Origin of the sequence: Desulfomarina profundi (genome assembly GCF_019703855.1) — a bacterium.
GTDB lineage: Bacteria > Desulfobacterota > Desulfobulbia > Desulfobulbales > Desulfocapsaceae > Desulfomarina > Desulfomarina profundi.
Genome location: NZ_AP024086.1, coordinates 1393747 through 1419325, shown reverse-complemented (window position 1 = coordinate 1419325; position 25579 = coordinate 1393747). Strand labels below are relative to the sequence as shown.

26 protein-coding genes and 2 pseudogenes are annotated in these 25579 nt (G+C 44.0%); 23 read left to right on the top strand and 5 right to left on the bottom strand.

What is annotated here, in order from left to right; translation table 11 throughout:
* Positions 1-33: 33 nt before the first annotated feature.
* On the bottom strand, positions 34-564 hold the full coding sequence (locus LO777_RS06610; RefSeq protein ID WP_228856737.1) for a thermonuclease family protein: 531 nt from the start codon (positions 562-564) through the stop codon (positions 34-36).
* A 171-nt stretch (positions 565-735) separates the two neighbouring features.
* On the opposite strand from LO777_RS06610, the gene LO777_RS06605 reads away from it, so the two are divergent.
* Both LO777_RS06605 and LO777_RS06600 read left to right on the top strand, forming a co-directional pair.
* The gene (locus tag LO777_RS06605) at positions 736-1224 is read left to right on the top strand and encodes a cyclic nucleotide-binding domain-containing protein (protein ID WP_228856736.1); all 489 of its coding nucleotides are present in this window, start codon (positions 736-738) and stop codon (positions 1222-1224) included.
* An 82-nt stretch (positions 1225-1306) separates the two neighbouring features.
* The gene (locus tag LO777_RS06600; protein ID WP_228856735.1) at positions 1307-2377 is read left to right on the top strand and encodes a sigma-54 interaction domain-containing protein; all 1071 of its coding nucleotides are present in this window, start codon (positions 1307-1309) and stop codon (positions 2375-2377) included.
* Positions 2378-2442: 65 nt separating this feature from the next.
* Here LO777_RS06600 and LO777_RS06595 read toward each other — a convergent pair whose 3' ends face one another.
* The 4 genes from LO777_RS06595 to LO777_RS06580 form a co-directional block, all read right to left on the bottom strand.
* Positions 2443-4890, bottom strand: coding sequence for a hypothetical protein (locus LO777_RS06595; protein WP_228856734.1), 2448 nt, complete (start codon positions 4888-4890; stop codon positions 2443-2445).
* Positions 4891-5271: 381 nt separating this feature from the next.
* Positions 5272-5736 (bottom strand): chemotaxis protein CheX, encoded by a 465-nt coding sequence (locus LO777_RS06590; RefSeq protein ID WP_228856733.1) that lies wholly within the window; start codon positions 5734-5736, stop codon positions 5272-5274.
* Positions 5737-5783: 47 nt separating this feature from the next.
* A complete protein-coding gene (locus LO777_RS06585) occupies positions 5784-6239 on the bottom strand; it encodes a chemotaxis protein CheX (RefSeq protein WP_228856732.1) in 456 nt (151 codons plus the stop codon).
* Positions 6240-6265: 26 nt separating this feature from the next.
* Positions 6266-6637: a response regulator gene (locus LO777_RS06580; protein WP_228856731.1), complete on the bottom strand. Its 372-nt coding sequence runs from the start codon at positions 6635-6637 to the stop codon at positions 6266-6268.
* 469 nt (positions 6638-7106) lie between these two features.
* Between LO777_RS06580 and LO777_RS06575 the strand changes: the two genes are divergently transcribed.
* The 21 genes and pseudogenes from LO777_RS06575 (at position 7107) to fliP (ending at position 25543) form a co-directional block, all read left to right on the top strand.
* The gene (locus tag LO777_RS06575) at positions 7107-9530 is read left to right on the top strand and encodes a tetratricopeptide repeat protein (RefSeq protein WP_228856730.1); all 2424 of its coding nucleotides are present in this window, start codon (positions 7107-7109) and stop codon (positions 9528-9530) included.
* Positions 9531-9581: 51 nt separating this feature from the next.
* Positions 9582-9998, top strand: coding sequence for a flagellar basal body rod protein FlgB (gene flgB, locus LO777_RS06570; RefSeq protein ID WP_228856729.1), 417 nt, complete (start codon positions 9582-9584; stop codon positions 9996-9998).
* A gap of 143 nt (positions 9999-10141) precedes the next feature.
* Positions 10142-10572: pseudogene (gene flgC, locus LO777_RS20975) on the top strand (flagellar basal body rod protein FlgC).
* 4 nt (positions 10573-10576) lie between these two features.
* A complete protein-coding gene (gene fliE, locus LO777_RS06555; RefSeq protein WP_228856727.1) occupies positions 10577-10882 on the top strand; it encodes a flagellar hook-basal body complex protein FliE in 306 nt (101 codons plus the stop codon).
* A gap of 163 nt (positions 10883-11045) precedes the next feature.
* Positions 11046-12059, top strand: coding sequence for a flagellar basal-body MS-ring/collar protein FliF (fliF, locus tag LO777_RS19990; RefSeq protein ID WP_268907523.1), 1014 nt, complete (start codon positions 11046-11048; stop codon positions 12057-12059).
* 34 nt (positions 12060-12093) lie between these two features.
* Positions 12094-12675 carry a flagellar M-ring protein FliF C-terminal domain-containing protein gene (locus LO777_RS19985; protein WP_329955725.1) on the top strand — a complete coding sequence of 194 codons (582 nt, stop codon included), beginning with the start codon at positions 12094-12096 and terminating at the stop codon, positions 12673-12675.
* Between the two features lie 3 nt (positions 12676-12678).
* Entirely contained in the window at positions 12679-13683 is a 1005-nt protein-coding gene (gene fliG / locus LO777_RS06545; RefSeq protein ID WP_228856726.1) for a flagellar motor switch protein FliG, read from the top strand.
* Positions 13670-14479 carry a FliH/SctL family protein gene (locus tag LO777_RS06540; protein WP_228856725.1) on the top strand — a complete coding sequence of 270 codons (810 nt, stop codon included), beginning with the start codon at positions 13670-13672 and terminating at the stop codon, positions 14477-14479. Before fliG ends, LO777_RS06540 begins: the two co-directional genes overlap by 14 nt.
* Positions 14480-14560: 81 nt before the next feature.
* Positions 14561-15914 (top strand): annotated as a pseudogene (locus LO777_RS06535) (FliI/YscN family ATPase).
* A gap of 49 nt (positions 15915-15963) precedes the next feature.
* The gene (gene fliJ / locus LO777_RS06530) at positions 15964-16407 is read left to right on the top strand and encodes a flagellar export protein FliJ (RefSeq protein ID WP_228856724.1); all 444 of its coding nucleotides are present in this window, start codon (positions 15964-15966) and stop codon (positions 16405-16407) included.
* A gap of 14 nt (positions 16408-16421) precedes the next feature.
* Positions 16422-16955: a MotE family protein gene (locus LO777_RS06525; protein WP_228856723.1), complete on the top strand. Its 534-nt coding sequence runs from the start codon at positions 16422-16424 to the stop codon at positions 16953-16955.
* 6 nt (positions 16956-16961) lie between these two features.
* Positions 16962-18401 (top strand): flagellar hook-length control protein FliK, encoded by a 1440-nt coding sequence (locus LO777_RS06520; RefSeq protein WP_228856722.1) that lies wholly within the window; start codon positions 16962-16964, stop codon positions 18399-18401.
* Positions 18402-18410: 9 nt separating this feature from the next.
* Positions 18411-19166, top strand: a complete 756-nt coding sequence (locus tag LO777_RS06515) for a flagellar hook assembly protein FlgD (protein WP_228856721.1) — start codon at positions 18411-18413, stop codon at positions 19164-19166.
* Positions 19167-19307: 141 nt separating this feature from the next.
* Complete coding sequence (locus tag LO777_RS06510) at positions 19308-20594, top strand: flagellar hook protein FlgE (protein WP_228856720.1); 1287 nt, start codon at positions 19308-19310, stop codon at positions 20592-20594.
* A 273-nt stretch (positions 20595-20867) separates the two neighbouring features.
* On the top strand, positions 20868-21635 hold the full coding sequence (locus LO777_RS06505; protein ID WP_228856719.1) for a motility protein A: 768 nt from the start codon (positions 20868-20870) through the stop codon (positions 21633-21635).
* Positions 21636-21645: 10 nt separating this feature from the next.
* On the top strand, positions 21646-22431 hold the full coding sequence (locus LO777_RS06500; protein ID WP_228856718.1) for an OmpA/MotB family protein: 786 nt from the start codon (positions 21646-21648) through the stop codon (positions 22429-22431).
* Between the two features lie 40 nt (positions 22432-22471).
* A complete protein-coding gene (locus LO777_RS06495; RefSeq protein WP_228856717.1) occupies positions 22472-22978 on the top strand; it encodes a flagellar basal body-associated FliL family protein in 507 nt (168 codons plus the stop codon).
* 17 nt (positions 22979-22995) lie between these two features.
* Positions 22996-23979 (top strand): flagellar motor switch protein FliM, encoded by a 984-nt coding sequence (locus tag LO777_RS06490; protein ID WP_228856716.1) that lies wholly within the window; start codon positions 22996-22998, stop codon positions 23977-23979.
* 9 nt (positions 23980-23988) lie between these two features.
* Positions 23989-24363, top strand: a complete 375-nt coding sequence (fliN, locus tag LO777_RS06485; protein ID WP_228856715.1) for a flagellar motor switch protein FliN — start codon at positions 23989-23991, stop codon at positions 24361-24363.
* 2 nt (positions 24364-24365) lie between these two features.
* Complete coding sequence (locus LO777_RS06480; protein WP_228856714.1) at positions 24366-24773, top strand: FliO/MopB family protein; 408 nt, start codon at positions 24366-24368, stop codon at positions 24771-24773.
* A complete protein-coding gene (gene fliP / locus LO777_RS06475; RefSeq protein ID WP_228856713.1) occupies positions 24770-25543 on the top strand; it encodes a flagellar type III secretion system pore protein FliP in 774 nt (257 codons plus the stop codon). The genes LO777_RS06480 and fliP overlap by 4 nt, the downstream gene beginning before the upstream one ends.
* The last annotated feature ends 36 nt before the right edge of the window (positions 25544-25579 follow it).

Genomic DNA, 25579 nt, shown 5'->3' with positions numbered 1-25579 from the left:
TTACACCTCCCTTAACCCGTGACGGTACTGTGATTATTTTCCTTTCAACCAGCCAGAAAAAACTGTCCCGTTTTTCTTTTTTTTCATCCTTTTCCAGATCCAGGGAGAAACAGGTTTTTCTTCCTGCCACAACCCCTCATGTTCCTGTTTTGCCTTTTTCTGTTTTTTATACCATCTATCGCATATTTTCTGTCTGCAGAAATGGGGGTAAACCCAGGCACATCCGTGTTCAACCAGATAACCATTGATATTTTCCCCGTCTCGCTCAATATGGGCAACCAGTCTCCCGTAGGAATCATAATATTGAGGAAAAACCATTACGTTCTTTTCATAAACTGCCCGAAAGAGGCATGAACGTGCCTCTCTGGAAAAAGTTTGCCTCCACTCAGGGGAGTCTATACCATACAAACGTACTTCAATTTTTTCCTGATCTCTTAAAACAACAATTGAATCACCGTCAATTATCCTTGACACTTTCGCTATAAAAGGTGATGCAAAACATATATCCGTACCGCAGATAATAAGAAAAACTGTAAAAATGTGCGATAGCAGTTTAAGATTCATTGAATGGTTTTAGTTTGCCAGAAATCCAGGACAGTTTTATGATTATGTTTTAAGTGATACGGTTTAAAGATCGTGAAAACACACTTTTTTTTGTTCTTTTGATATGATATGCTTCTACCTGAAACAGTTTGCAGTCACAAGCATAAAATACAACAGTCCCGCATTTCTCTCATGACTCCTGAAACGCTCACTGAATCAGAAGAAGAGACCCGTTCTTTTCTTATCAGTTTACCGATTTTTGACAGTTTCAATGTGACGGAGCTCTCTATCCTTGCTCAGCACATGAGCTATGTGCACCTGCAACGGGGAGAGCACCTCTTTGTTGAGGGAGACCAAGGGACTTTCATGGGTTTTGTTGTCAATGGTGTTCTGGAAGTGCAGAAAAGAGGTGATCTCGGTGAAAATATAGTCCTCGCACGCCTTACCCGGGGAAGCTCAATAGGCGAAATGGCACTCATAGACAAATCCCCAAGATCTGCCACCGTCATAGCAAAACAGGCCACAACCATGGTAACCCTCACAGATAAGGGGTTTGATCTACTTGCAGAAAAAATGCCGACGCTGGGGATTAAGATAATAAAAAAAATTGCCCGTTTACTGAGCTTGAATATGAGAAGAACAACGAGTAAACTAGCTGATCTTATGCAGTCTTCCCATTAAAACGATATTTTCCTGTTAACCTCAATCCTGAACTTCAGAAAAAAAGCTGAAGCACTCGGGTTAAACGGTATATTTTAAGAAAGTGACAGAAGAATCTTCAAAATCCGCATTCCACGGCATGATAGGAGCCAGTGATCCCATGCGGAATCTCTTTGAGCTGATAACAAAAATTGCTGAAGATGATTACTCAACCGTTCTCATCAGAGGCGAATCCGGTACCGGCAAAGAGATGGTCGCCAAGGCAATTCATGCCCAGTCGAAAAGAAAAGACAGAAATTTTGTTCCGGTAAACTGTGCAGCTATTCCAGATGACCTCCTGGAAAGTGAACTTTTCGGGTACACCAAAGGTGCCTTCACCGGGGCGAACACCAATAAACCGGGAAGAATACAATACGCAGACCAGGGTACTCTTTTTCTTGATGAAATTGGAGACATGAAAGCTTCCCTGCAGGCAAAACTGTTACGCGTACTGCAGGAAAAAGAATTCGAACCTGTCGGAGCCTTCAAGGCTATTCCCATCGATACCCGTATCCTTGCAGCCACTCATTGTGATCTCGAACAACTTGTCAGTGAAGGAAAATTCAGAGAAGACCTCTATTACCGTCTCAGCGTCATACCAGTCAATATTCCTTCACTGAAGGACAGAACTGAAGATATTCCCCTACTGGTTAATTCCTTTATTGAAACGTATACGCTCAAACGTGGCAGAGAAAAATTCACCTTTTCCAGGGAGGCAATTGAATCCCTCATTTATTATGAATGGAGGGGGAATGTCCGGGAACTGGAAAATCTTGTCCAACATATGAGTATTCTTTTCAGCGGGAAGGAAGTCAACCTTACCGATCTTCCTGAAAAATTCCATTCAGTCAAAATACCTGAGCAAAAAGCATGTACATCCGAATCTCCAGCTCCTTCAGCTGCAGCTGAAAACCAGGACAGTGAAAAAACGATCCTCACGCAACTGGACTGGGAAGAAGGTCAAGTCAATTTCAAGGAATTGATCAATGATTTTGAAACTCAACTTATTGTGCAGGCCATGAAAAAAACAGATGGAAACAAAAAAGAAGCAGCCCGCCTGCTCAATCTGAAACGAACTACTCTGCTGGAAAAAATCAAGAAAAAGAAAATCAACGGGCTGTGGGAAGAAAACTGATCCTCATTTCCAGTGAAAAATCTGAAGAGTTTGGGCGAAAAGGTATTCTCGGAAAGGTTCCCGGATCAAGCTGCCATTTTCAGCAGGTTGTTGCTTATGTTCTCCTCGATATCTTCTGTAGTGGCAGGGGTAAGAAGAATATCCCGTATTCCATATTTTACAGCCTTGATGACCTTTGTTTTTGTCCAGCCGGGGGCTGCTGCGATCAGTGGCAGGGAACATGAACTGCTTACTTTTATTGCCACACCAAACCCCTGCTCATTAATTTCCTGCATCACAAGATAAACCGCTTTCAATTCGCCGGGGATATAATTATGTACCTCGTCCTTAAAAGACAATATACGGATTTCAAATCCTCTTTTGCTGAGAACATTCTGTAATTTCTCTATCTCTGCCATATCATCGCCTATGAGGAGAATATCAACCGGCCTCCTTCCATCGTCTGCCGCCACTGCAACTCTACCGTTTTTACCACCTGATCCTGGAGAAACGGAAGGTCCTGAGGGTTCAGTTCCAGTTTCCTTTTCTTGCTCTTTTGCTCCAAGGCCATCAAGCTGCAGCATTGTTGATGGAAATACCATATGTACTTTTCCAGCTTCGTTCCCGGCGAGAACAAGTTTCATGCTGCTGACATAGTATTCCTGATCAGGAAAAGGTTCTTCAGATTCAGGATCGACTTTCATGGGAAGGACCTGGCGGAGTTCCTGTTTAATGAATCGTATCTGTCGAGTATAACCCTCCTCAAAAACTGCGGTGTAAACTCCGGAAATGATATTGGCAATCTCGCCATAAGAATCCTCAATATCTTCACTGAAATCGCCATCTTCAATACTGGATTGAAGTTCATTTTCAGGAAGCATAATAAGGGTTCCGCCAATACGAATCGCATCTTTCTGGGAAATAACAAGATAGGATTTATCCTCTATCTCTCCCACCACTTCCATGTCGGCAATAACCTGTTTTCCGGAAACTTCCTCGAAAAAGAAATCTTCTTTGCTGACAATTCTATTTTCCTGATCCAGCAACTGAACATCAACACCAAGAAGAGCCCCTACTTCGTCTGCCATTTTTTCCTGGCAGAGACCAAGGAGTTTGTCTACTCTTTTCCTGTGCCTCTCAATATTGAAATCAGCTTTTTTTTCCTGGGGGGCCGGTGACGCTTCCCTGTTCTCATTTTCCGGAGTTATTTCCGGTTTTACTCCTTCAACGACCTGATCCTGCGTCTGGCCAAAAGTTGACAACTGCAACATATCTACGGGAAAAAGCATATGAACTTTTCCATAGCTTTTTCCTTCAATATTCAGGGTCATTGAGCTCAGATAATATGGCACATCAGGTACCGGCTCATCCGACTGCGGGTCTACCTTCATCGGCACAACCTGCTGAAGCCCCTTTCTGATAAACCTGAGATTTTTTGTGTACTGCTCCTCAAATACTGAGGTATAGACTCCCGACACGATATTGGCGACTTCCCCATAGGCGTCCTGTGCTTCCTCACCAAATTCTTCCTCACTTACAACACTCTCCAGTTCAGAAGGTGGCAGCATAATCAGGAGTCCACCGAGGTATATCGCATCTTTGAGACTGATTGAAAAAAAACTTCTGTCCTCCAGTTCTCCAACAACATCCATATCTGCGAGAACCTGTTTTCCTGATGCATGATCGAAAAAGAAATCCTCCTTGCTGACAAAGCTGTTATCCAGATCCGACAAAGTGATTTCCACACCAAGCAGCGCACCAAGCTCGGATGACATCTTTTCCTGGCAGACCGTAAGCAGCCTGTCTATCCTTTTTTTATGCTTTTCTACATTAAAATTCGGTTTAAGGGTCTCAGCTGATTCTTTGGTCTCACTTTCGGTTTCAATTTCTTCGTCATTTTTCTGTTCCCCCGCACTGTTCTGCTCCACAGGATCAGTATCAACTACAGAAACCTCCTTATCCTCCCAGTGCAACCCGAAAGATGCGGCCGGCATGAGCATAACCATCTTACCCATCGGGGTTCCGTCAAGAATCATGGGAAAAGCGACCTGGTAAAAAATCTCATTTTTAACAGGTTCATCGGATTGGATATCCACTTTCACCGGTACGAGTTTCTCCTGCTCTTTTCTCACAAAACGAAAGGATTTCGGGTACATTTCCTCAAAATCCTTTGTGAATGAACCGGCAATTATATTTGCTATTTCACCGTATGAATCTTCTATTTCCTCACTGTATTCCTCTCTACTGATGACCTCATCAAGTTCGGAGGCGGGGAGCATGATAAGAGTACCCCCCAACCTGATGGCATCTTTGATACCCATGAGCAGGGCACCATCCCCCTCCACTTCACCCACCAGTTCCATTTTTGCACAGATCTGTTTTCCAACCAGGGAATCAAAAACTTCCTCCTTGGTCGCAGGTTGCTTTTCAATATCTTCAAGGAGAAAATCAACACCAAGCAGAGAGGCAACTTCATCCTGTACACGTATCTGAATGGCTTCAAGGATTTTATCAATTCGCTTTATGGGATCCATGCAATAAAAGTGGGAGAATATTATCCAGGGTTACCTGGTAAAATCGGGATTTAATTTCAGATTGCCTTAAAAATAACCTGTAAAACTGTAGAGGATTTTCAGGTAAAAGGAAAAAACCTGATCGAAAATTCAAACATACCGCTTATCTCTATTTCTTATCGGAACGGCAGCGCAAATTATTTAGCCTGCAATCCTCACTTGCGAACGCTGCTGACGCTGCAGTCTCAAGGATTCAGGAAAAAATAAAAATCCCGACCGTGGCGGAAAAATCGTTCACAGCGGGATTTTAAAATAAACCGGCGTGGGCTGCCCCAATTGCTCAGCCTTTTATGCTCTTTATGTGCAATAAGACTGCAGCGTTCAACCTTCCGAGACGGAGTTTCAGATAAACAGCAGTTCAATCCACAGGGGCCCTTCCGGTGCTTTCATAACAGCAACGACGCGATGAGCATCGGCCATACCGCTCACAGCAAAGGAATCACCAACAATGGAAGTAGGAATAGCTAACTCTATGTCGATACCATTTTTCGCATAAGAAACCTTTAAATTACCGGCAACCATATTTGCGACTTCACCAACAGCATCTTTTACATCCTCGTCAAGCTCTTGAATTTCCATTCCCAGCAAACCACTGGTAATTCCACGAGCAACATCAGCAGGACAGTGGATAGCCAGCATTCCCCGGATTCCTCCGCCAAGACCTATCATGCTTGTGAGATTAGAGGAGATTTCACATTCTCCATTTTCTATGACCTCTTCAGCCTGCAGATCGACCATGAGCATGGTCGAAAATACTTCTTTTATCCCGGCAATTATTTCTTCACCAATATTGAATTCGCCAGCCATTTAAAGATTCCCCTGAAAAATGGAATAATATACTGTTTATACACCAATTATCGTTCCAACTGCAGTTCAACGGAAAAATTGCCTGCACTGCAGCCGAAAGGAATTATAATCCTTTCTGTTTCTCCGGTCGGCTGGAAATCATATTCACGCCCTGCAATAATTGTCGGCAGAGAAATATCAATATCTCTACCGTTTGCAGCGAGCGCTGTTTTAACGTCTCCGGCTAGCATATTGGCAAGTTCTCCAACGGCGTCTTCCACGTCTTCATTCACTTCTTCAACATCCATGCCAAGAAAGCTTCCAGTAACAGCCATTGCAACATTCTGGGGCAAGTGGATGGCCAGAACACCTTTGTGGGTTCCGACCAGCCCAATAACTCCCGAAATAGAATCAGAGAGAGGGGCAGTCTCTTTTAACAGATCTCCAGCCACTTCAATCTCCATCATGACCATCGTGGAAAAAATTTCTTTTGCCGAGTCAATCATGTTTTTACTGATATCCACTGCCACCCCCTTTTGCACCAATAAAATTAAAGTAAAGGACCAAGAACTTCGTTTACTTTGTCAGGTGTGAAGGGCTTTTTTATAGCTCCGACGGCACCAAGAGACTTGGCTTCTCCGATAATATCATCACCTGTTTCAGTTGATATCATTAAAACAGGTATATCTTTGATGCCATCCCTCGTGGATTTCTCCCTCAGGAAGGAAATTCCATCCATATTGGGCATGTTGATATCACTGAGGACAATATCAACATTTTCTTTTTCCAATACTTCCAGGGCCTCAAGCCCATCAGCGGCCTCAAATATATTGTCAAACTCAATCCCTGCCTGTCGCAGTGACCGACCGATAATTTTTCTCATTGTACTTGAATCATCAACCAGCAGTACATTCTTTCCCATGCCTTATATCTCCTGTTAAATAGAGTAATATGTTTACCAAATAAAAACTTCACCCTCAAAAGCCCTCCCGGACTCCCGAGGCAGATAATGTATTCACCATGAATACTATCAATAAAAGCGTTAAAAAATCAAACAAGTATTACAAAAAAAATACTGATTCCGTACGAAACCCAGCCGTAACTGGTCACAGGATTTGTAACTCTGTATTTTCATCTACCCTACCCCTGATGCCTCGTATCTCCGATAAACTTGCCAATTGCAGGATTTAGGTTCCAGGTATCTGAACGCAGGATTCAGGTTGAAGTTTTTTTTCATGTCAAATTTCTGACTTAATCTTTTTTAAACACCTCCTTCTTCCTCATTACCAGACTGACCATCTCCTCTTCCCGATAATTCCACCTGTGCAAACAAACAACAACTCTGGAATGAAGTTTGCAAGGTGTAAGAAAACCTTAAAACTTAAAGTGTCATGAAGAAATTATTTTCATATATCATTTTTGCTGTTCTCATTGCCGGAACACCTGCTTCCGCTTCGGAGCTGCTTCGGGTTTCCCGGGCGGAATCCGGTGATATGATACAGCTTTATTTTCTTTTTGATAAAGCCCCAACATTTTCTAAAACAATTAATGAGAGGCGTCTGAATCTTATATTCAACCAAACAGAGCTTAAGAAAAAAATTACTTTTTTCAAGCCAGACGACAAAATAGTCAAAATTTTGTCTCGGATGGAAAATGGTAATTTTATACTTTCTCTTTTTTTCCGATATACCCCACAGCACTACACTGTATCCAGAAATGACGACGATAAGATCGTTGTTGAAATTCTCCCCGGAAACAAATATTCAAAGTCTTATCAAAATCTTGCAAAAAAACTGGAAGGGTTGACTGTTATTGACAGGAGCAGGGTTGATTATACAAATCCGTATATATTTTCCCCTTATGTCAAGAACTGGATGACGTTTTTTGCCAGATATGAATCTCCAGTGTCAATCAGTATACCTGTAACTTTCACCCTCCCGCCTTTTCCGATCATCGGAATGCTGCCACCCGATAAGGAAAAAAACCTGCAACTCCTTTCCCCGGAGCTGTTCAAACTTGCCGATGAGGGGTTGTGGGAGCATCTTGCCACCAGGATTCTTGAACAACTCAAGTCAGAAAAAAATGTTGAGACACAAAAAAAATTAGCCCTCTGTTATGGTGAGGTCCTCTTCAGGGCTGATAATTTTGTCGGTGCCTATAAACAACTTTACCTCCTCCAGGAAAAATACAGGGATGAGCTTATTGGTAGTTTTGCAAAATATGTTCTCCTGTTGCTGCGGGCAATCCATGAGGATCCACATATAGCAGAATTTGAAATGACTGCTCTTGCAGAAAACATAAGTCAATCCAATCCGCTGGCACCTTATCTTCATCTTTCACGGATAGAAACCTCACTTGCATCTTCAAAATTTTCTGCAATGAACAGCCTTCTTCTTCAAGATGATATTGCCTTTCCTCCTTCCATTGAAGAAGTCAGGGAAATCCGGCAGGCAGATTACTGGTATGGAATTAATCAACCTGTAAAAGCTTATGCCGCATATCGACTTGTTGCAGATTCCGAACATCTTGTAAAGCAGCCCTATTCCCTGAACGGCAACTGTGCAACTCTGTACAGTCAAAAGAAATTTATTAAAAGCAGCAGTTGCTACGATCAACTGTCGACACTGGTACTCAATAAAAATTCCCTTGGTATGATCCGTTACCGTGCAGACATGTCCAGGCTTAAATTCATGCCGGGGGAAAAACTGATAGACGGATTTACCCAGATTGAAAATGCATTTCCCGGAACAGAAGCCGGTAACAGGGCTGCAATAAAAAAAACAGACCTTCTGCTGCTTCAGAAAAGTTCGGCCCTGGACTGGGCTCTCAAAAGTTATTCATCAATTTATGAAAAAGCTATTGCCAGAGAACCGAAGGAAGAAGCCCTCTTTAAACAAGCCCTGGTTCTGTCTCTTTTAAACAGAAAAGGTGAATCAATAGCACTTTTACAACAACTTACCAGGGAATTCAGATACGGACATGTACTTTCATCAGCCCAGGCACTGCTCATTGACCTGTTGCCGGGTGAAATAAAAAGGCTTGTGGAGAAAAAACAATATTTAAAGGCACTTGTTCTTGCCAAACAGAACAAGGAACTCTTCAGGAAAAACTGGCTGGACAGCAGGTATCTCGTGGATATTGCGAAGGCCTATGATGAAATCGGCGTTTATGAGGAAGCCCAGAGGCTTTATCTGTATCTCATTGAGATTTCAGAAGTTGATCAAAGGGAGCAATTCTTTCTTCCTCTCGTCAGGGCCTCTTTCAATCATGGTAATTATACTCTTGTGGAGGATTTCGCTGCCCAATACACATTCAATTATCCCCACGGCAAATATACGGAAGACATTCTTCTGCTCCGCCTGAAGGCATTTATCAATCAGGAACGGTTTACCGAAGCTCTACGCCTCCTCCCGAGTCCCCTTCCGAAAAAAAAGGATTTTTATAAGCTTGCGGCCACCATTTATTACAGAACAGATGATTTTAAAAAATGTGCAGAAGTTTTCGAGTCTCTGGAAAAGTTAGACTACCAACTCAGCCAGGAAGAACTGGTTATGTTGGGTGAAAGTCTGATGAAAACTGAACAATATGACAGGGCAGAATCTGTTTTTCTTAAAATAAAAGCAACAAACCCATTCTATGACCAAAGCCTTTTTCATCTGGCAGAATTGGAAAGACGAAAGGGAAATGAAAAAAAAGCGCTAAGATTATTCAGAAAAATTGCCGAAAAAGGCACTAACAATAGATGGAGAGATTTTGCCCGAAAAGCCCTGGAATTTGAAAAGACGGCATCAGGGCTGCAAGTCGGCCTGCAATAATCATAACATGCTGTAATATAATGGTATTATTTTTTTGTAATGGAGAGCATTATGGACCCGATCAGACCCTTTGATTCCCAGATGGCCCTTTTAAAAAAAGTCCTGGACCTACGGGCAGACAAATCCCAGATAATTTCAGCAAATATTGCCAATGCTGAAACTCCCGGATATTCAAGGGCGGTTTTTGACTTTGAAGATGAGTTGGACAATGCTATCCATCGAGGAAAAACCATTGATCTTGCCAAATCCAACGAAAAACACATCACTCTTGCTCCCGCCAATTTTGAATCAGTTGTCGGAAAAGTGACCCATGTTCAGGATAAGACAGGAATAGGAGACCGGAACGGAGTAAACGTAGCCCAGGAAATGATTGATCTCTCTGAAAATGAGATTATGTACGAAACCAGCGCCCAGCTCTTAAAGAAAAAACTCAATCTTCTCAAATATGTGATTTCGGGTGGACAGTAAGTCAAAATAACACCCCACAAGGGGGTATAAGTGCCTTGGAAATAAACCTAATCATTTAATTTCAAAACACCTTTCCTGACTTCTTGTTTTTTATGACAGAAGTTCAGGAGTTAGGCACTAAACAGAAATAAGGATCAGATTCCATGGATATCTTCAATACATTTAAAATCAGCAGCTCTGCGTTAAAGGCAAATACGATTCGTCTCAATACTATCAGTTCAAATCTTGCAAATGTTGAAACGACTTCTACCCCGGAGGGAGGACCGTATAAGCGAAAATCTGTTTACTTTGAAAGCACCCCCTCACTTTCAAGGAACATCTGGAAAACAATAGAAAAGACAGCGTCCGCGGTGTAGAAGTAACAAAAATAATCGAAGATAAGTCTCCTCCCAAAAAAGTATACAATCCATACCATCCTGATGCTGATGAAGCGGGTTATGTGAAGATGCCGAACGTAAACGTTCTCGAGGAAATGGTTGACATGATGTCGGCCACAAAGGCATACCAGGCCAATGTAACCACCATAAAATCGGCGAAAAGAATGGCCATGAAGGCCCTTGAAATAGGAAGATAACACAATGAACACAATAAAAAATTCTTTATTGTCACCAGTAATTCCCGAGGGGGCTTCCTCCTCTCCCGGAAGCAGTGTTAAACAGGCGAAAAGCAGTTTTGGTGACATTCTCTCCAATCTTGTGACTTCCGTCAATGATTCCCAGAAAGCTGGTGATATTGCAGTGGAACAGTTGCAGAGTGGTGATGCCAGTCATCTTCACGATGTGATGATTGCTGTTGAAGAGGCGGATATTTCCCTTCGAATGCTTGTGCAGATGCGAAACAAGGCGCTCTCTGCTTATGAAGAAATAATGAGAATGCAGCTCTGATCTACCAACCCGGATTTCTCATCAGTTCAGGCAGGGTCAGGTTCAAGAATTTACAGTATCCTGATTACTGACAGAGTAGACCTTGAGATATGCCTGGTTTACAGGGCTCTTTTAAAAACCAGCTGGGGTTCATGGGTCATTAAACAGGAACTAAGGAACAGTCATGGCGGCAGAAGAACAGAAAATTCCTGAAACTTCAGAACAGATCGAAAACCTTCCACAGGAAGCGGCTGAATCAAAAAATATTTTCAAATTGATTCAACAATGGCCTTTATCACGAAAAATTGCCACTGGAGCGATTATTCTCATATCCATCGCCCTGTTTGGAGTATTGATCTTTCAGGCAAGAACGGCGGATCAACAGCTTCTTTATGCTAATCTTTCCATCAGTGATGCCTCGTCGGTCACAAGCTGGCTCAAAGCCAGAAAAATCCCCTATTCACTGAAACATGGCGGTCGTGATATCTGGATTTCTGCAGACCAGATTTATCAGACCAGACTTGATCTCGCCGCCAACGGTTTACCCAGTGGCGAAGGAGTCGGTTTTGAAATATTTGACAAACAGAGTTTTGCCTTAACTGATTTCGTTCAGAAGGTGAATCACACCAGGGCTCTGCAGGGAGAACTGTCCCGAACGATTACGTCTCTCGGTCCCGTGGAATCAACACGTGTACACCTGGCTCTTCCTGAGAAAAGACTTTTTAAGAGCCAGCAGAAAAAAGCCACAGCATCCGTCATCATCACCCTGGTTCCTGGCAGGAAACTTGATGAAAAACAGGTCCAGGGTATTATCCATCTCGTTGCCGGTTCAGTCACTGGTCTTGAACCTGATAATGTCAATATCATCGATTCAAACGGGGTTATTCTTGAAAGCCTGAAGGAAAAAGACAGAGATAACCTCCTCCCTGTTGACATGCTCACTTATCAGCAGGAACTTGAACATCGACTTGAAATGAGGGCCCAGGACCTGCTTGATAAAACCATGGGAAAAGACCATGCCATGGTCAGGGTTACCGCCTCCCTTGATTTTTCCAAGAATGAAAAAACGCAGGAATTGTATGACGCAGATGACCCGGTTATCCGCAGTGAACAGATAAACCAGGAGAACAGTGGAAGTGTCAATGCGGGGGGATTCCCGGAGTACAGTCAAACCTTAACGGGGGCACTCTCGGGGTGATCAGGCAGGGCCGACTTCAAGCAAAAATTCCAGAATCACCAACTATGAAATCAGTAAAACAATCAGTAAAACCGTGAATCCTGTGGGAACAATAACGAAACTATCGGTTTCTGTTCTTGTTGCAGATCGTGTCAAGGTTGATAAGGACGGCAAACCAGTATCAACTACTCCCCGCACTGAAGAAGAGTTAAAATCAATAGAAAACATGATAGCCAGGGCAATAGGACTTACCCCTGAAAGGGGGGACATGATTAATGTTCTCTCCATGCCCTTTGTTGAAACAGACAAGGCGATTATTGAAGAGAACGCTCTTGGAACTCATCCACTCTATGAATATCTCCCTTTTATTAAGTACGGACTGGTATCGCTTGGAATCCTGTTCCTCTACTTCCTGCTTATAAGGCCTGTCATAAAAACTATGAAAGGAGAGGTCAAAGAGCACTATAAAACCGTTGAACAGCTGGAACAGGAGCAACGGCAAGCTCTTGAAAACAAAGAGGAGGAAGAGATAATTCTTCCTCCTGTTGATGATGCGATAACCACCCTGAGAAGAGAAGTACTTCAAAATCATGTTCCGACCGCTTTTATTGTAAAAAACTGGATACAGGAAGGATAACTGATGGCGATTGAAACATTGACCGGGCTGAATAAGGTTGCGGTATTATTAATCTGCCTTGGTGAAGAGGCAACTTCGAGAATCTTTGATGAGCTGTCTGATGATGAAGTGCGTCAGGTCACCAGGGCCATGGCCTCCATTGAGCATATCCCCATGGATATCAAGGAAAAGGTTTTTGCACAATTCCATGAAGCTCAGAACCAGTTCGCCGGTCTTTTTGTCAAGGGAGAGGAATTTGCAAAACGTGCCATCGCGGCAACACCCGGTGATCAGCGTTCCGAATTTTTGATGGACCAGTTTATCTCCGGAACTGAATCCAAATCCCTGGAGACTATCTCCCTGATGGCCCCAAGGATGGTGGCAGGTCTGCTGGAGCATGAACATCCGCAGACTGTCGCCCTTGTTCTCTCCACCCAACATGTGGAACATGCCAGTGAAATTCTGGCAAATCTTCCTGAAGAGGTCCAGGCAGATGTAACCTACAGGATTTCAAAAATTGAAAAAGTCTCTCCCGAGGTCATCAGCAGGATTGAAGATGCACTGCACCGTGAAATCGGATTGGTTTCCGGCAAAGCCCATAAAAAAGTCGGAGGAATTGATGCGGTAGTCGGTATTCTCAACCATATGAAAAACAACCTGGATGCAGATATTCTGGAAAAAATGGAAGAGACTGATCCTGATATGGCTGAGGAAATCAGGAAGAAAATGTTTACTTTTGAAAATCTTGTTGCACTTGATGGCAGATCCCTGCAGATGATCCTGAGAGAGGTCAATAATGATTCCCTCACCATGGCCCTGAAAACAGCCTCAGAACAGATGAAGGAAAAAATCTTTGCCAATATGTCCGCCCGCGCTGCCGATATGATCAGGGATGACCTGGATGCCATGGGTCCAGTCAGGCTCTCGGAAGTTGAACTTATGCAGCAGTCCATTGTGAAAATAGCCATGAAGCTGGAAGAGGAAGGCAAGCTGGTCCTTGGCAGTGGAGGTGGAGATGAGCTTGTCTAAATATTATAAAAAAACAGACTCCTTCAAACCGGAAGAACTGGTGCCTGTTTCGAAAGAAAAAATAATCAAAAATCCTCCTTCCAGGTGGGTGGAAACTGCAGACAACCAATTTATAACAGATCCTCTTCCAATTTCGAATTCAAACGACTCAACCATTCCTGCAGACAAAAAGGGATCAACTCCGAAAGACGATGAGCAATATCATGCTGATATTACTCCTGAAAAAATAGAAGATCCTGAAGAAACAATCGGTGTTGAAACTGAAGAGACCATTAATCTCGATAACTATATCGAGCGGACTGAAATGGATAAACTACTGGAAAAGGCTTTTGAAGACGGTACGCGCAACGGCCTTGAAAAAGCTGAAGAGGATTACGGCTCGGCTACCCGTTCACTCTTCACAATCTGCCAGCAACTCGATTCCATCAGGGAAACAATTATTGCCAACAGCAGCAGAGAACTCCAGGAATTTGCCATTGCCCTGGCAGAAAGGATTGTCCGCTCACCATTTACTGAAAACAGGGAAACGATTATCGCAACCCTGGAGGAAGCGCTGGGACAGGCTATCAAATCGGATGAATTTACGATTTTTGTCAGTCCGGATGATTATGAGATTGTCATGGAAAAATCGGCAGACCTGGTTGAGGGGCTCAGTGGACTCAGCAAGATAATCATTAAAAAAGATTCCGAAATTGAGGTTGGTGGGGCAAGAATCGAATCGGAAAACTGTACGATTGACGCCACGCTGGCAAGCCAGTTTGACATGATAAGAGAAGAAATGGCAAAACGTCTCTAACCAGGTTTTCCCATTCCATGAAGGATATTTTCATTTACATTGACAGGAATTACCGGCTGAAAGACCCAACCTTGATAAACCATGCCACTGAATACATTACACATACAAAACCTTGATCTCATCAGGGTGTGGGGAAAAGTAACCCGCATTGTCGGCCTGGTCATTGAAGGTCACTGTCCCCATGCTTCAATAGGTTCCCTCTGCAGGTTGACCCCAATAGATGGCGGCGAAGATATTTTTGCAGAAATCGTCGGTTTCAAGGACTCCAAAGCACTCCTTATGCCCTTGGTGATTTGCGGGGACTCGGCCCGGGCAGTTTAATCAGGGTAGTCAGAAACAGTGCAACCATCAAGGTCGGCAGTAATCTCCTCGGCAGGGTCATCGATGCCATGGAAAATCCCCATGACAATCTTCCTCCGCCGGTCCTTACCGAAGAAAAAAGTCTCTATTCCCTCCCCCCGGGCCCATGGAACGCCAGAATATAACGGAAACTCTTGATCTTGGAGTCAGGGCAATCAATGGACTGATAACCTGTGGCATGGGTCAGCGTATGGGGATAATGGCAGGTTCCGGAATAGGAAAAAGCGTACTTCTCGGTATGATGGCCAAATATGCCAAGGCAGATATTAACGTCATTGCCCTTATCGGCGAACGCGGTAGAGAAGTAAGGGAATTCATCGAGAGAGATCTCGGAAAGGACGGACTTGCCAGGTCGGTCATTGTTGTTGTCACATCTGATCAATCTCCCCTTCTCCGTATGCGTGGTGCTTTTGTGGCAACTGCCATTGCTGAATATTTCTGCAATAATGGTAAAAACGTCCTGCTGATGATGGATTCCGTCACCCGTTTTGCCATGGCCATGAGGGAAATTGGCCTGGCAATTGGAGAACCGCCCACAACAAAGGGATATACACCATCCGTATTCGCAACCCTCCCAAAGCTGTTGGAGCGTGCCGGGAGATTCAGAAAAAAAGGTACTATCACTGGTCTGTATACTGTACTGGTGGACGGTGACGATATGACCGAACCGGTTGCGGACTCCGTTCGTTCGATTTTGGATGGCCATATCGTTTTATCCAGGAGTCTTGCCGCTAAAAACCACTTTCCCGCCATAGATGTTCTCAATTCCGCAAGCAGGGTCATGCGAGATATTATCTCTGTACGTCATCTTGAACTGGCCGGCAAGGCACGGACTGTCCTGGCCAGTTATGCTGAGGCGGAAGACCTGATTAATATCGGAGCTTATGCAAAAGGATCAAACCCGAAAATCGACTATGCCATCAGTAAAATAGATGCCATGAATGACTTTCTCAAACAAAATTTTGATGAAACGACAACGCTGCAGAAATCACTTGAACAACTTGGAAGACTACTCAGTGACAGAAAAGATGAAGAGCCGCCAAGAAAAAACAGACGTATTTCAGATCAACAGTAGTCAGCATTTCTCATGAAATGCAGGATTGTGGCTTTTTCAGGACCAGTTTATGGAGATGAAACCATTTCGTTTTAACACTATTCTCAATTACAGAAAACGGTTGGAAGACCTTGCTGTAACCAGGCTCAAAGAGGCACGGAATGCACAGCAGATTGTTCTTCTGAAACTGAAAAATGCGGAGAAACAACTCTCACAACTCATTGACGATCTGGATGCTCTTCAGAAGGAACCACTATCAATTCTTGATCTGATCCATTACGAAAACAGAATTACCTATATGAAAAAAAATATCTCCGCCATTAGAAAAACAGTAAAGGAAAAAACTGATCTTGTTGAACTTGAGCGGAAAAACCTCCTCCGAAAAACACAGGAAAGACAGATCATGGAAAGTCTGAAAGAGCGCCAGAACAAGGCCTGGCAAGAGTATCTTAATAAAAAGGAAATAGCCATGCTGGATGAACTTGCGGTGACTCGTCACGATTTCGAAATCTAACTGGACAACCCCACATGAAAAGAAATTTTTTAAAATCAACGGTGGTATTTTCGCTGAGTCTTTTTTTTCTCTATTCAAGTTCTGCTCTGGCGGAAAATAAAAAACCGCAGGAACCACAGCAATACTCATCAGTAGAGGAGCGGAGACTGCAACAGATAATAATTGAAGAGAAGGCCAACCTGCAAAAAGAACGTGCCAGGATTGCCATGCGAAAAAATGAACTAAAGACACTGGAAGAGGGTGTCGATAAGAAGTTAGCTGAAATAGAAAACAAGATAGCAGAACTGAAAAAACTGCAAAATGCTATCAAAATTCTTCTCGCTGAAAAATCGGCAGAAGAGAAAAAACGGATCAGGGATCTTGCCAAAATATATGAAAAGATGAATCCGGCCAAGGCCTCCCTTGCCCTTTCAGGACTCGACCAGAAACTGGCAGCCGATCTTCTGGCCAATATGAAGATTAAAGCTGCAGCAAAAATACTTGACCAGACTTCAAAACAGAAGACCACCCAGCTGAGTAATGCGTTTTCAACATTGCAACTTGAGTGAAAAATTATGACCCAGACAGCATTTATTCCGGCAATACCCACAACGCCCCAACCAGCTCAATCCCCATCGTCCCAGGCTGAAATTCCTGAAAAAGGCGAATTCAACACTCATCTTGAAAAAGCTGTCTCCCGGCTAGATAAAAAAGATACCGATGACAGGCAGGAAAAACCTGCACAACCCGAAAGTAACCCTGAAACAGTTCAGCAGGTACAACAGTCTCCCAACCCTGCAGTTCAGGATATACCTGGTGAAACAACAGACGAAAAGAACATCGTTTTGTTCCTCCCCCTGACTGATGGTAAAAAAATTGCCGATGAACAGCTGCAAGATCTCCTGCCCGGTCATCCAGTAAAAGTATCTGTACAATCGGAACAGAGACAGAATATTTCTATCCAGAACGATGATCTATTTTTACAGGCGGCGATAAAACTCCCCAAAGAACAGGAAGACACTCCTTTCAAAAGTGAATTGCCGCAAAAACCACAGCAGACAATTTCTACTGAACAAAAGCTGTCCATTGATCTCAAGGTATTTTCAGAACCCCAGACTCCCGCAACTGTTCCACAACAGAATACTGTCGAAAACAGGGGAATGATTCAACTCCAGCAGGTTGTGGCCACCGGGAATGACCTGGGAACTGTCTCAATACAGGGATCTGTGACCGGGATTTCTCTCCAGAAAACAGAACTTTCTGCACCTTTAAAAACTGCTCAACAGGAATCTCCTGTAAAAACTCCTCAATTAAGACAGGATATACATGGTCAATTTCTGGAAACAAAACTCAACCTGAACAATCATAAGAACAACGATCCTGGCGAACAGAGGGAAGACTTGACCGGCAGTCGAAACCAACTTCAAGCCGGTTCAGGCGGCAGTTCGGAAAACAGCTTTAATCCTGTTGATCAACCGGGAGAATTACAGAATTTTTCTTCGATTCTTCAAACCGTACGCCCGGAAAACACCACTGCAATTGCCAGACCGGTTACTCTCCAAAATGGTACAGTCGTTTATGAAAATAAAGTCATGGATCAGGTAGTTGACCATTTTCGCATGCACAGAGCTGTACATGATTCAAAAATTACCATTAAGCTTCATCCTGCGGAATTGGGAGAATTGAAAATCGACATTGCGATGAAAGAGGGAAATATCAAAGCCCATGTTTTAGCCCAGAATCAACATGTCCAGGACATTGTGGAAAAAAACATGGTTAAACTGCGCACTGTTCTTGAAGAACAGGGTTTTTCTCTTTCTGACATTTCAGTGAGTACAGACTCCGATTCAGTAGCTGATTTCAATTTTTTCGATCAACATCTTTCTCAGCAGAATGATCAATCCCAGGAAACAATTCCAACACGCCAACAGGATAATTTCACCCAGGTACTTGAAGATGCCGTTGTAGGAGTCGGAACAGGTCAATATCGTTCCGGTGTAAATATCACGGCTTAGGAGAAATCAATGAGCAGTTTTTTGGAATCAATAGGACAGGCTACTGCAACGGCAGGCCCTAGCTACACTAACACCAAGGAAAAAGCCAGTATGGGTAAAGAGGATTTTCTGAAACTCCTCGTTGCCCAGCTGCAGAACCAGGATCCCCTTAACCCTGAGGATTCAACTGAATTCACATCTCAACTGGCCCAGTTCAGCTCCCTGGAACAACTTGAAAACCTGAATTCCGGTATGGAATCTCTTGTAAAGTCAACTGAAAATTCCGACCGTTTCACAACCCTGAATACCATCGGCAAAGAAGTCGCCTACCAGTCCAACTCCTTCACATTCAAAGGAGATCCTGTAACCGTCGGGTACCAGATTGATGACAATGCATCAGAGGTCACTCTTGCACTTCAATTGAACGGTACAACAATTGCGACACTCAATGGGCAGGACCTTGAAAAAGGGAATCATTACCTTACCTGGAACGGGTTGACTGCTGACGGGGAAAAAGCGCCTGCAGGTGAGTATTCAATAGTGATCAGTGCCAAAGCAACTGAAGGAAAAAATGTCGGTGTTCTCCCGCTTGTAAGATCTGAGGTAACAGGTGTTGATCTTGATGGCGAATCAGGCAGTACCCTGATCACCGAAACGGGTGAAATATTATATAAAAACATTCTTGGTGTCTATGAGCCTGAAAAGCAGCAGTCCCAGGAAGAGGATGACAACACTCTTGATACTGTTGCCGACATAGCACAAGACGTAAACGATATCATAAACTGAAAATAAACCTGTTTGCCTGCAACACTCAGTCTGACAAAGCAAGCCTATCTTTAATCTGACTGAGTTTTACTGGTAATCAAAAAATGAAAAAACTTTCATGCAGAAAAACAATAAACTGACTCTTGAGAAAAGGAGAGGATAATGGGAATTTCTAGTGCACTGTACAGTGGGGTCAGTGGTCTCAACACAAACTCACAGGCAATGAGCGTCATCGGCAACAATCTTGCCAATACAAACACCCTTGGTTTTAAATCGTCCAGAACTGTATTTTCCGATCTTCTTTCTTCACAGATTAACGGTTCAGGCGGATTGTCCCAGGTTGGTAGAGGCGTCGGCATGTCCAAGGTTGATAATATTTTCAGCCAGGGGACTTTTGAATCCACAGAATCAAACCTTGATGTTGCCATCGAAGGGGACGGGTTCTTTGTTCTCAAGGAAGAGGGCAATGACACAAAATTCTACTCAAGGGCCGGGGCGTTCAGGTTTGACGAAGATGGTTTTCTGACTAACCCGGAGGGTTACAGAGTGCAGGGTAAACAGTTTAACCCGGACGGCACACTCAAGGCTGGAGACGCAACTGACATCCAGGTGAGAAGCACCGGCCTGATTGCCGGTAATGCTACGACCACCCTCACTCTGAACACCAATCTTGACGCCACCGAGCCTATAAAAGCAATGGCGGCATTTGATATTACCGATGCGGATACCTTCAATTATTCCTCTTCGGTTCAAGTCTTTGATACCCTGGGCAATCCACATCTTCTTACAACGTATTTCATTAAGACGGCCGACAATACCTGGAACTGGGCCTGGAGTGCCAAGCAGGATAATGGCACAGTCATTCAGGATGTGGGAACAAACCCGCTCACTTTTACAGCAGACGGTATCCTCACTAACGCGGCTCTTGATCCACCTCAGGATACAACGGCAATCATTCCAACCGATACGGTCGGTGGAACGGCCCTTGACTGGGCCAACGGTACAACCGTCACCCCCATTACCATAACCTTCGACACCACACAGTTCAACAGCAGGTCCGTTGTTATCTCACAGGATCAAAACGGATATGGAGCAGGTAACCTTTCCGGAGTGGAAATCGACCAGGACGGTGTAGTCGTAGCATCGTATTCAAATGGTGAACAGACGAAGATCGCGCAGATTTCCCTGGCAAAATTCATCAACCCGAACGGACTTTCCCTGGCCGGAAGTAATCTCTATACGGAAACAGGCCTGTCCGGCCCCCCACGCACTGGTCTTCCTGGCCCGGAACTGGGTAAGGTGTTTACCAATTCCCTGGAACAGTCCAATGTGGATATGGGGGCCGAATTTGTAAAAATGATTACTGTTCAGAGAGGATTCCAGGCAAACTCAAAAATCATCACCACAGTTGATGAATTGTTGGGTGAACTCATAAACCTCAAACGTTAAAGTCAACTTTTTGACATTTACAGGTCAGGATGGGGTACACTATACTCCATCCTGTTTTTTTACCCTATCAAAACAGAGTCTTTGCTCTTCAGGGTAGCCTTCAACTTCAACACAGCGCCCTCCCTCCTGCTTATTCTCCCGACTTCAATTAAAATCTGGAATATTTTTTGCATTCTTGAGTTTTGAGAAATGAAAGCCTATGATACTGAAAAGGAACTTTTCTCACTCTTTTCAGAATTTTTTACTGCATGAATTAAACAGGAGGATGTTTTTTTGGATCTTTCTACAATAATCGGAATCGGTGCTGCTTTTGGTCTGATGTTGATGGCGATTCTTCAGGGTGGGCCGCTGTCGATTTTTATCAACACACCGTCCATGCTCATTGTTTTTGGAGGAACCCTTGGCAACACCTTTGTCCACTATCCTTTTAGCGATGTTTTTGATGCAATCAATGTTGCAAAAAAGACAGTTCTTTATAAGGAAATATCCATAAATGATCTGATCATTCAGCTTATGGAATTTGCCAACAAGGCTCGAAAGGAAGGTATTCTTGCCCTGCAGGGAGCCATGGAAGATGTTGAAGACGAATTTCTCAAGAAAGCCATGCAGATGGCGGTTGACGGTCAGGAACCGGAAACCCTTCGTTCCATGCTCAATACAGAAATTGAATATATCCAGCAACGCCATGACAAGGGAGCTGACATATTCATTTCCATCGCCGCATATGCCCCTGCCATGGGAATGGTTGGGACCCTGATAGGCTTGGTACAGATGCTGCAGACAATGGATGATCCCGCCGCAATCGGCCCGGCCATGGCCGTTGCGTTGCTTACCACATTCTATGGTGCTGTTATTGCCAATGTCCTCTGCTCCCCAATGGCAGGAAAACTGAAAAACAGGTCAGCATCGGAGGTTTTGACAAAAACCCTTATCATTGAAGGAATGCAGTCAATTCTCTCCGGAGAGAACCCCCGTATAATGGAACAGAAACTCCACGCTTTTATCGCCCCGAAACTGCGTGAGTCAACGTTCAATAAATAGAGGGAAACCCATGTCGGAAGAACAGACCCAGCAACCGGAAGAGCAGAAGGAAACCAAATGCGAATGCGCGGCCGGTGCTCCAGCATGGATGGTCACTTATTCAGATCTGGTTACACTTCTCCTGACATTTTTTGTACTTCTGCTCTCCATGGCGAGTATGGACCCGGTGAAATTCACAGAAGCATCAAGTTCCATAAAAGATGCCTTTGGGATTCATGCGGCCCCTTCACATATAGAATATGCGATTCCGGTACTGCCATCTCCGCCCATCACACAATTTTCACCCATCGAACTGCAGAAATCAAAGGAGATGTATGAAAAAATCAAGGCCCAGATCGATACTCTCCGTCTCAGCGATGAAATCGGTGTCCTGAGAAGAGATGACAATTCCATTGTCCTCAGGGTCAAGGATAAAATTCTTTTCAAACCTGGCCAGGCAACTATTTCACCGAAATCTTATCCAACGCTTCGAACAGTCGCTGAAATTATCAGACCCTTGCCAATGGACCTGAGGATTGAAGGGCATACCGATGACAGACCTGTATCAAAAAGCAGTTTTGGAAACTGGGAACTCTCCGTGGACCGTGCCGTTTCAGTGCTTCGATTTTTCACCCGGGGTGACCTGCTCCCTCTCGATAGAATGTCCGCAATAGGATATGGCAAAAGTCGTCCGGCCGTCCCCAACAGGGATGAGGCCACCAGGGCATTGAACAGGAGAGTCGATTTTGTTCTGCGACTCAATACATCTGAAGCGAGGCAGGCTGCCTCAGCAACGAAAAAGAGTATGCCTTTATAAGTTCCCATCCATTATTCCAAGTGCTTAAAGGATTATAACCATGGCGGAAAAAAAAGAAGAAGAAAAAGCTGAAGGAGCAGGTGGCGGTAAGAAAAAACTCTTTATAATTATCGGTGCTGTAGTCCTTGTACTCCTTATCGGAGGTGGAGTTGCTGCTTACTTTATGTTGAAAAAGGAGCCCCAGGTTGAACCAAAAGATCCCGGTCTTGAAGTACCCGTCCCGGAGCTTACCAAGAGTGCGGAAATTGGACCGATGGTCGATATTGAGGAATTCATAGTCAATATTATAAGTGAAGATGCCAATCACTATGTTAAAGCCTCTTTGACTGTGGAACTGACAAATGAAGAGGTCAAGGAAGAGGTAACCAAAAGAATGCCCCAGATACGGGATGCAATCCTTCTTCTGCTAGGAAATAAAACATATGAAGAACTCCAGGATCTCCAGGGAAAAAGGCAGCTTAAAGCCGAGTTGCTGAGCAAACTCAACTCTTTTCTGCAGACCGGAAAAGTGAAATCAATTTATTTTACCAATTTTGTTGTCCAGTAAAATGTGAGGATGATTCTGTGGAACCCATTCTGAATAAAGAAGAGATTGCCAGATTGCTCGCTGCTATCAGAGAGGGCAAGGTTTCTCTTGATCTGGAGGAAGATGCCAAACTGACTCCAAATCTCGAGTGCACTCCTGTTGATCTTTTCAACCTTGTCCATCCGGATAAGGACCAGTTCAGGATTCCCAATTTCGATATTATTCTTGATATGTTCTGCCGAACCTATTCCACCTCGCTTACCAACAACCTTCAACGTACCTTCTCGATTACGCGCACTTCTCTTGAATCAACAGAGTTCCAGAATTATTTCATGGACAATAACAACCTCGGAGCCATTGGTATCATCGAAATCTCTCCACTGAAATATGGTGCTCTGGTCATCCTTGATCCCAAACTCTCTTTTTCACTGATTGAAATCATGCTGGGTGCATCAATCGAACTGGATCCTCTTCATCTTGACAGAAATCTCACAACAATTGAACTGACAGTTCTCAGAACTCTTTTCATTGATGCCTGTAAAGACCTGGACAAGGCATTTGCACAGTTGCTGGAAACCAACTCAACCCTGATTAAGCTTGAAAACAATCCGCGACTGGTCTCCATTGTTGAGCCAGAGGCCGAAGTCATTGTCGGTACCTTTCTTGTGAAAATGGGTGATCTTTCCGGAGAAATACAACTGGTTTTTCCATTTGCCACACTGGAACCTTTACGTGATCTGCTCAAGGAGCTGCTCAATATAACCACGGTTACCAAAAGCACCTGGTCCGACATCATTGAGGACGAAATTATGGAACTGCCAGCCGTGGTCACTGCCAGATCCGGTATTCTTGACCTGACCATAGCTCAGATACTTGGGCTGAAAAAAGGCGATATCCTTGAGCTCAGCTATGATCCCAACAGCCCTTTGAAAGTTCTTGTTGAAGACCAGGTAAAATTTACAGCCATTCCGGGAACCCATAATGGCCGCAAGGCCATCAGCCTCAGTGGTATAGATAATTAAGGAAATAGTATGGATACAGTAGACCAGGAAAACAGCCGGCCCGACCCGGAAGAAATCAAAGAACTTCTCCAGGAAAACACTATTCCCCATCCGAGTGCAGATCCTTCAGATACAGAGGATGGAGCCAGGGGACTCGATTTCCTCTACGATATTCCTCTCCAGGTATCGGTTGAAGTGGGCAGATCAAAGATCCTTCTGAAAGATCTGTTGAAAATGGGAGAAGGCTATGTCATCGAACTTGACAAGCTTGCAGGGGAACCTCTCGATCTTTATGTCAACTCGAAACTTATAGCAAGGGGCGAGGCGGTAATGGTCGGTGAAAAATTCGGGATTCGCCTGACGGACGTGGTCAGCACTGCAGACAGAATAGAAAACCTGGGATAAGGATGAAAGTGCGTAACGATTTTTTCGTAAAGCAGTTCTTTATTCTTTTCATCCTTTTTCCTGCAACTGCTGCAGATGCAGCAACATCGGAGCAACTTGTGGAACTCGGGAGCCTGAACAGTTATTTCCAGATGATATGGGGTCTTCTGGTGGTCCTTGGTCTCATCCTTATACTATATGGCCTGTTCAAACGCCGTTTTTCACTGCTTCAGCAAAATTCTTCCAAAGCAATCAAGATCCTGGAAATTAAACCACTCATGGCCAAAAAAGCTCTTTGTCTTGTTGAAGTCAGGGGAGAGGAGCACCTCCTTGGAATCAGTGCCAACGAAATTACCCATCTAGCTGCTCTTTCCGAAAAGAAGGGCACTCCATTTCAGGAAACCCTGCAAAACACGGCAGCGGAACAATGAAGAATCAATTACCGAAAATACATACCGGCCCTGTAACACTGGCTGCTATTATACTTGTATCGGGTGTTTTCATTCACTCAACCACGCAGGCTATTTCTCTGCCAACAATCACATTCGGTGTTGCCGAGGCACAAACCCCACAGCAGGTTTCAAGTGCGCTTCAGGTTCTTTTTATCCTCACCATTCTGTCTGTGGCCCCTGCCATTCTCCTGATGACCACCTGTTTCACGCGGATCGTGATTGTTCTCGGTTTTGTCAGACAGGCCATGGGAACACAGAACATGCCTCCTACCCAGATAATTCTCGGGCTTTCTCTGTTTCTTTCCTTTTTCATCATGTCTCCCACGCTGAACGCAATAAATAAAAATGCACTCCAACCTTATATGAATGAAAAAATAAACCAGACTGAGGCTCTGGAAAAAGCCATTTCTCCAATGAGAGATTTTATGTTCAGTCAGGTCCGGGAAGACGAACTTGCCCTGCTTACCGATATAACCCTGGACAGTGAACCTTACAGTAAAGATGACATTCCCACCATGACACTGGTGCCTGCATTCATGCTTTCTGAACTGAAAAGAGCATTCCAGATGGGATTTATGATTTACATTCCCTTTCTGGTGATAGATATGATCGTTGCTTCAATTCTGATGTCAATGGGTATGATGATGCTGCCTCCGGTTATTATTTCCATGCCCTTTAAACTCTTGCTCTTTGTTCTGGTGGACGGCTGGAGCCTGATTGTAGGCTCCCTGATAAAAAGTTTCGGCTGATATCTGAAATGGTGTCTTCACTTCATAAAAAGGAAT

Bases quoted from the DNA above. Each gene is read 5' to 3' on its own strand.
- LO777_RS06610 (WP_228856737.1), bottom strand. From the start codon at position 564: ATGAATCTTAAACTGCTATCGCACATTTTTACAGTTTTTCTTATTATC.
- LO777_RS06605 (WP_228856736.1), top strand. From the start codon at position 736: ATGACTCCTGAAACGCTCACTGAATCAGAAGAAGAGACCCGTTCTTTT.
- LO777_RS06595 (WP_228856734.1), bottom strand. From the start codon at position 4,890: ATGGATCCCATAAAGCGAATTGATAAAATCCTTGAAGCCATTCAGATA.
- LO777_RS06590 (WP_228856733.1), bottom strand. From the start codon at position 5,736: ATGGCTGGCGAATTCAATATTGGTGAAGAAATAATTGCCGGGATAAAA.
- LO777_RS06580 (WP_228856731.1), bottom strand. From the start codon at position 6,637: ATGGGAAAGAATGTACTGCTGGTTGATGATTCAAGTACAATGAGAAAA.
- LO777_RS06575 (WP_228856730.1), top strand. From the start codon at position 7,107: ATGAAGAAATTATTTTCATATATCATTTTTGCTGTTCTCATTGCCGGA.
- flgB (WP_228856729.1), top strand. From the start codon at position 9,582: ATGGACCCGATCAGACCCTTTGATTCCCAGATGGCCCTTTTAAAAAAA.
- fliE (WP_228856727.1), top strand. From the start codon at position 10,577: ATGAACACAATAAAAAATTCTTTATTGTCACCAGTAATTCCCGAGGGG.
- fliF (WP_268907523.1), top strand. From the start codon at position 11,046: ATGGCGGCAGAAGAACAGAAAATTCCTGAAACTTCAGAACAGATCGAA.
- fliG (WP_228856726.1), top strand. From the start codon at position 12,679: ATGGCGATTGAAACATTGACCGGGCTGAATAAGGTTGCGGTATTATTA.
- LO777_RS06540 (WP_228856725.1), top strand. From the start codon at position 13,670: ATGAGCTTGTCTAAATATTATAAAAAAACAGACTCCTTCAAACCGGAA.
- fliJ (WP_228856724.1), top strand. From the start codon at position 15,964: ATGGAGATGAAACCATTTCGTTTTAACACTATTCTCAATTACAGAAAA.
- LO777_RS06525 (WP_228856723.1), top strand. From the start codon at position 16,422: ATGAAAAGAAATTTTTTAAAATCAACGGTGGTATTTTCGCTGAGTCTT.
- LO777_RS06520 (WP_228856722.1), top strand. From the start codon at position 16,962: ATGACCCAGACAGCATTTATTCCGGCAATACCCACAACGCCCCAACCA.
- LO777_RS06515 (WP_228856721.1), top strand. From the start codon at position 18,411: ATGAGCAGTTTTTTGGAATCAATAGGACAGGCTACTGCAACGGCAGGC.
- LO777_RS06510 (WP_228856720.1), top strand. From the start codon at position 19,308: ATGGGAATTTCTAGTGCACTGTACAGTGGGGTCAGTGGTCTCAACACA.
- LO777_RS06500 (WP_228856718.1), top strand. From the start codon at position 21,646: ATGTCGGAAGAACAGACCCAGCAACCGGAAGAGCAGAAGGAAACCAAA.
- LO777_RS06495 (WP_228856717.1), top strand. From the start codon at position 22,472: ATGGCGGAAAAAAAAGAAGAAGAAAAAGCTGAAGGAGCAGGTGGCGGT.
- fliN (WP_228856715.1), top strand. From the start codon at position 23,989: ATGGATACAGTAGACCAGGAAAACAGCCGGCCCGACCCGGAAGAAATC.
- LO777_RS06480 (WP_228856714.1), top strand. From the start codon at position 24,366: ATGAAAGTGCGTAACGATTTTTTCGTAAAGCAGTTCTTTATTCTTTTC.
- fliP (WP_228856713.1), top strand. From the start codon at position 24,770: ATGAAGAATCAATTACCGAAAATACATACCGGCCCTGTAACACTGGCT.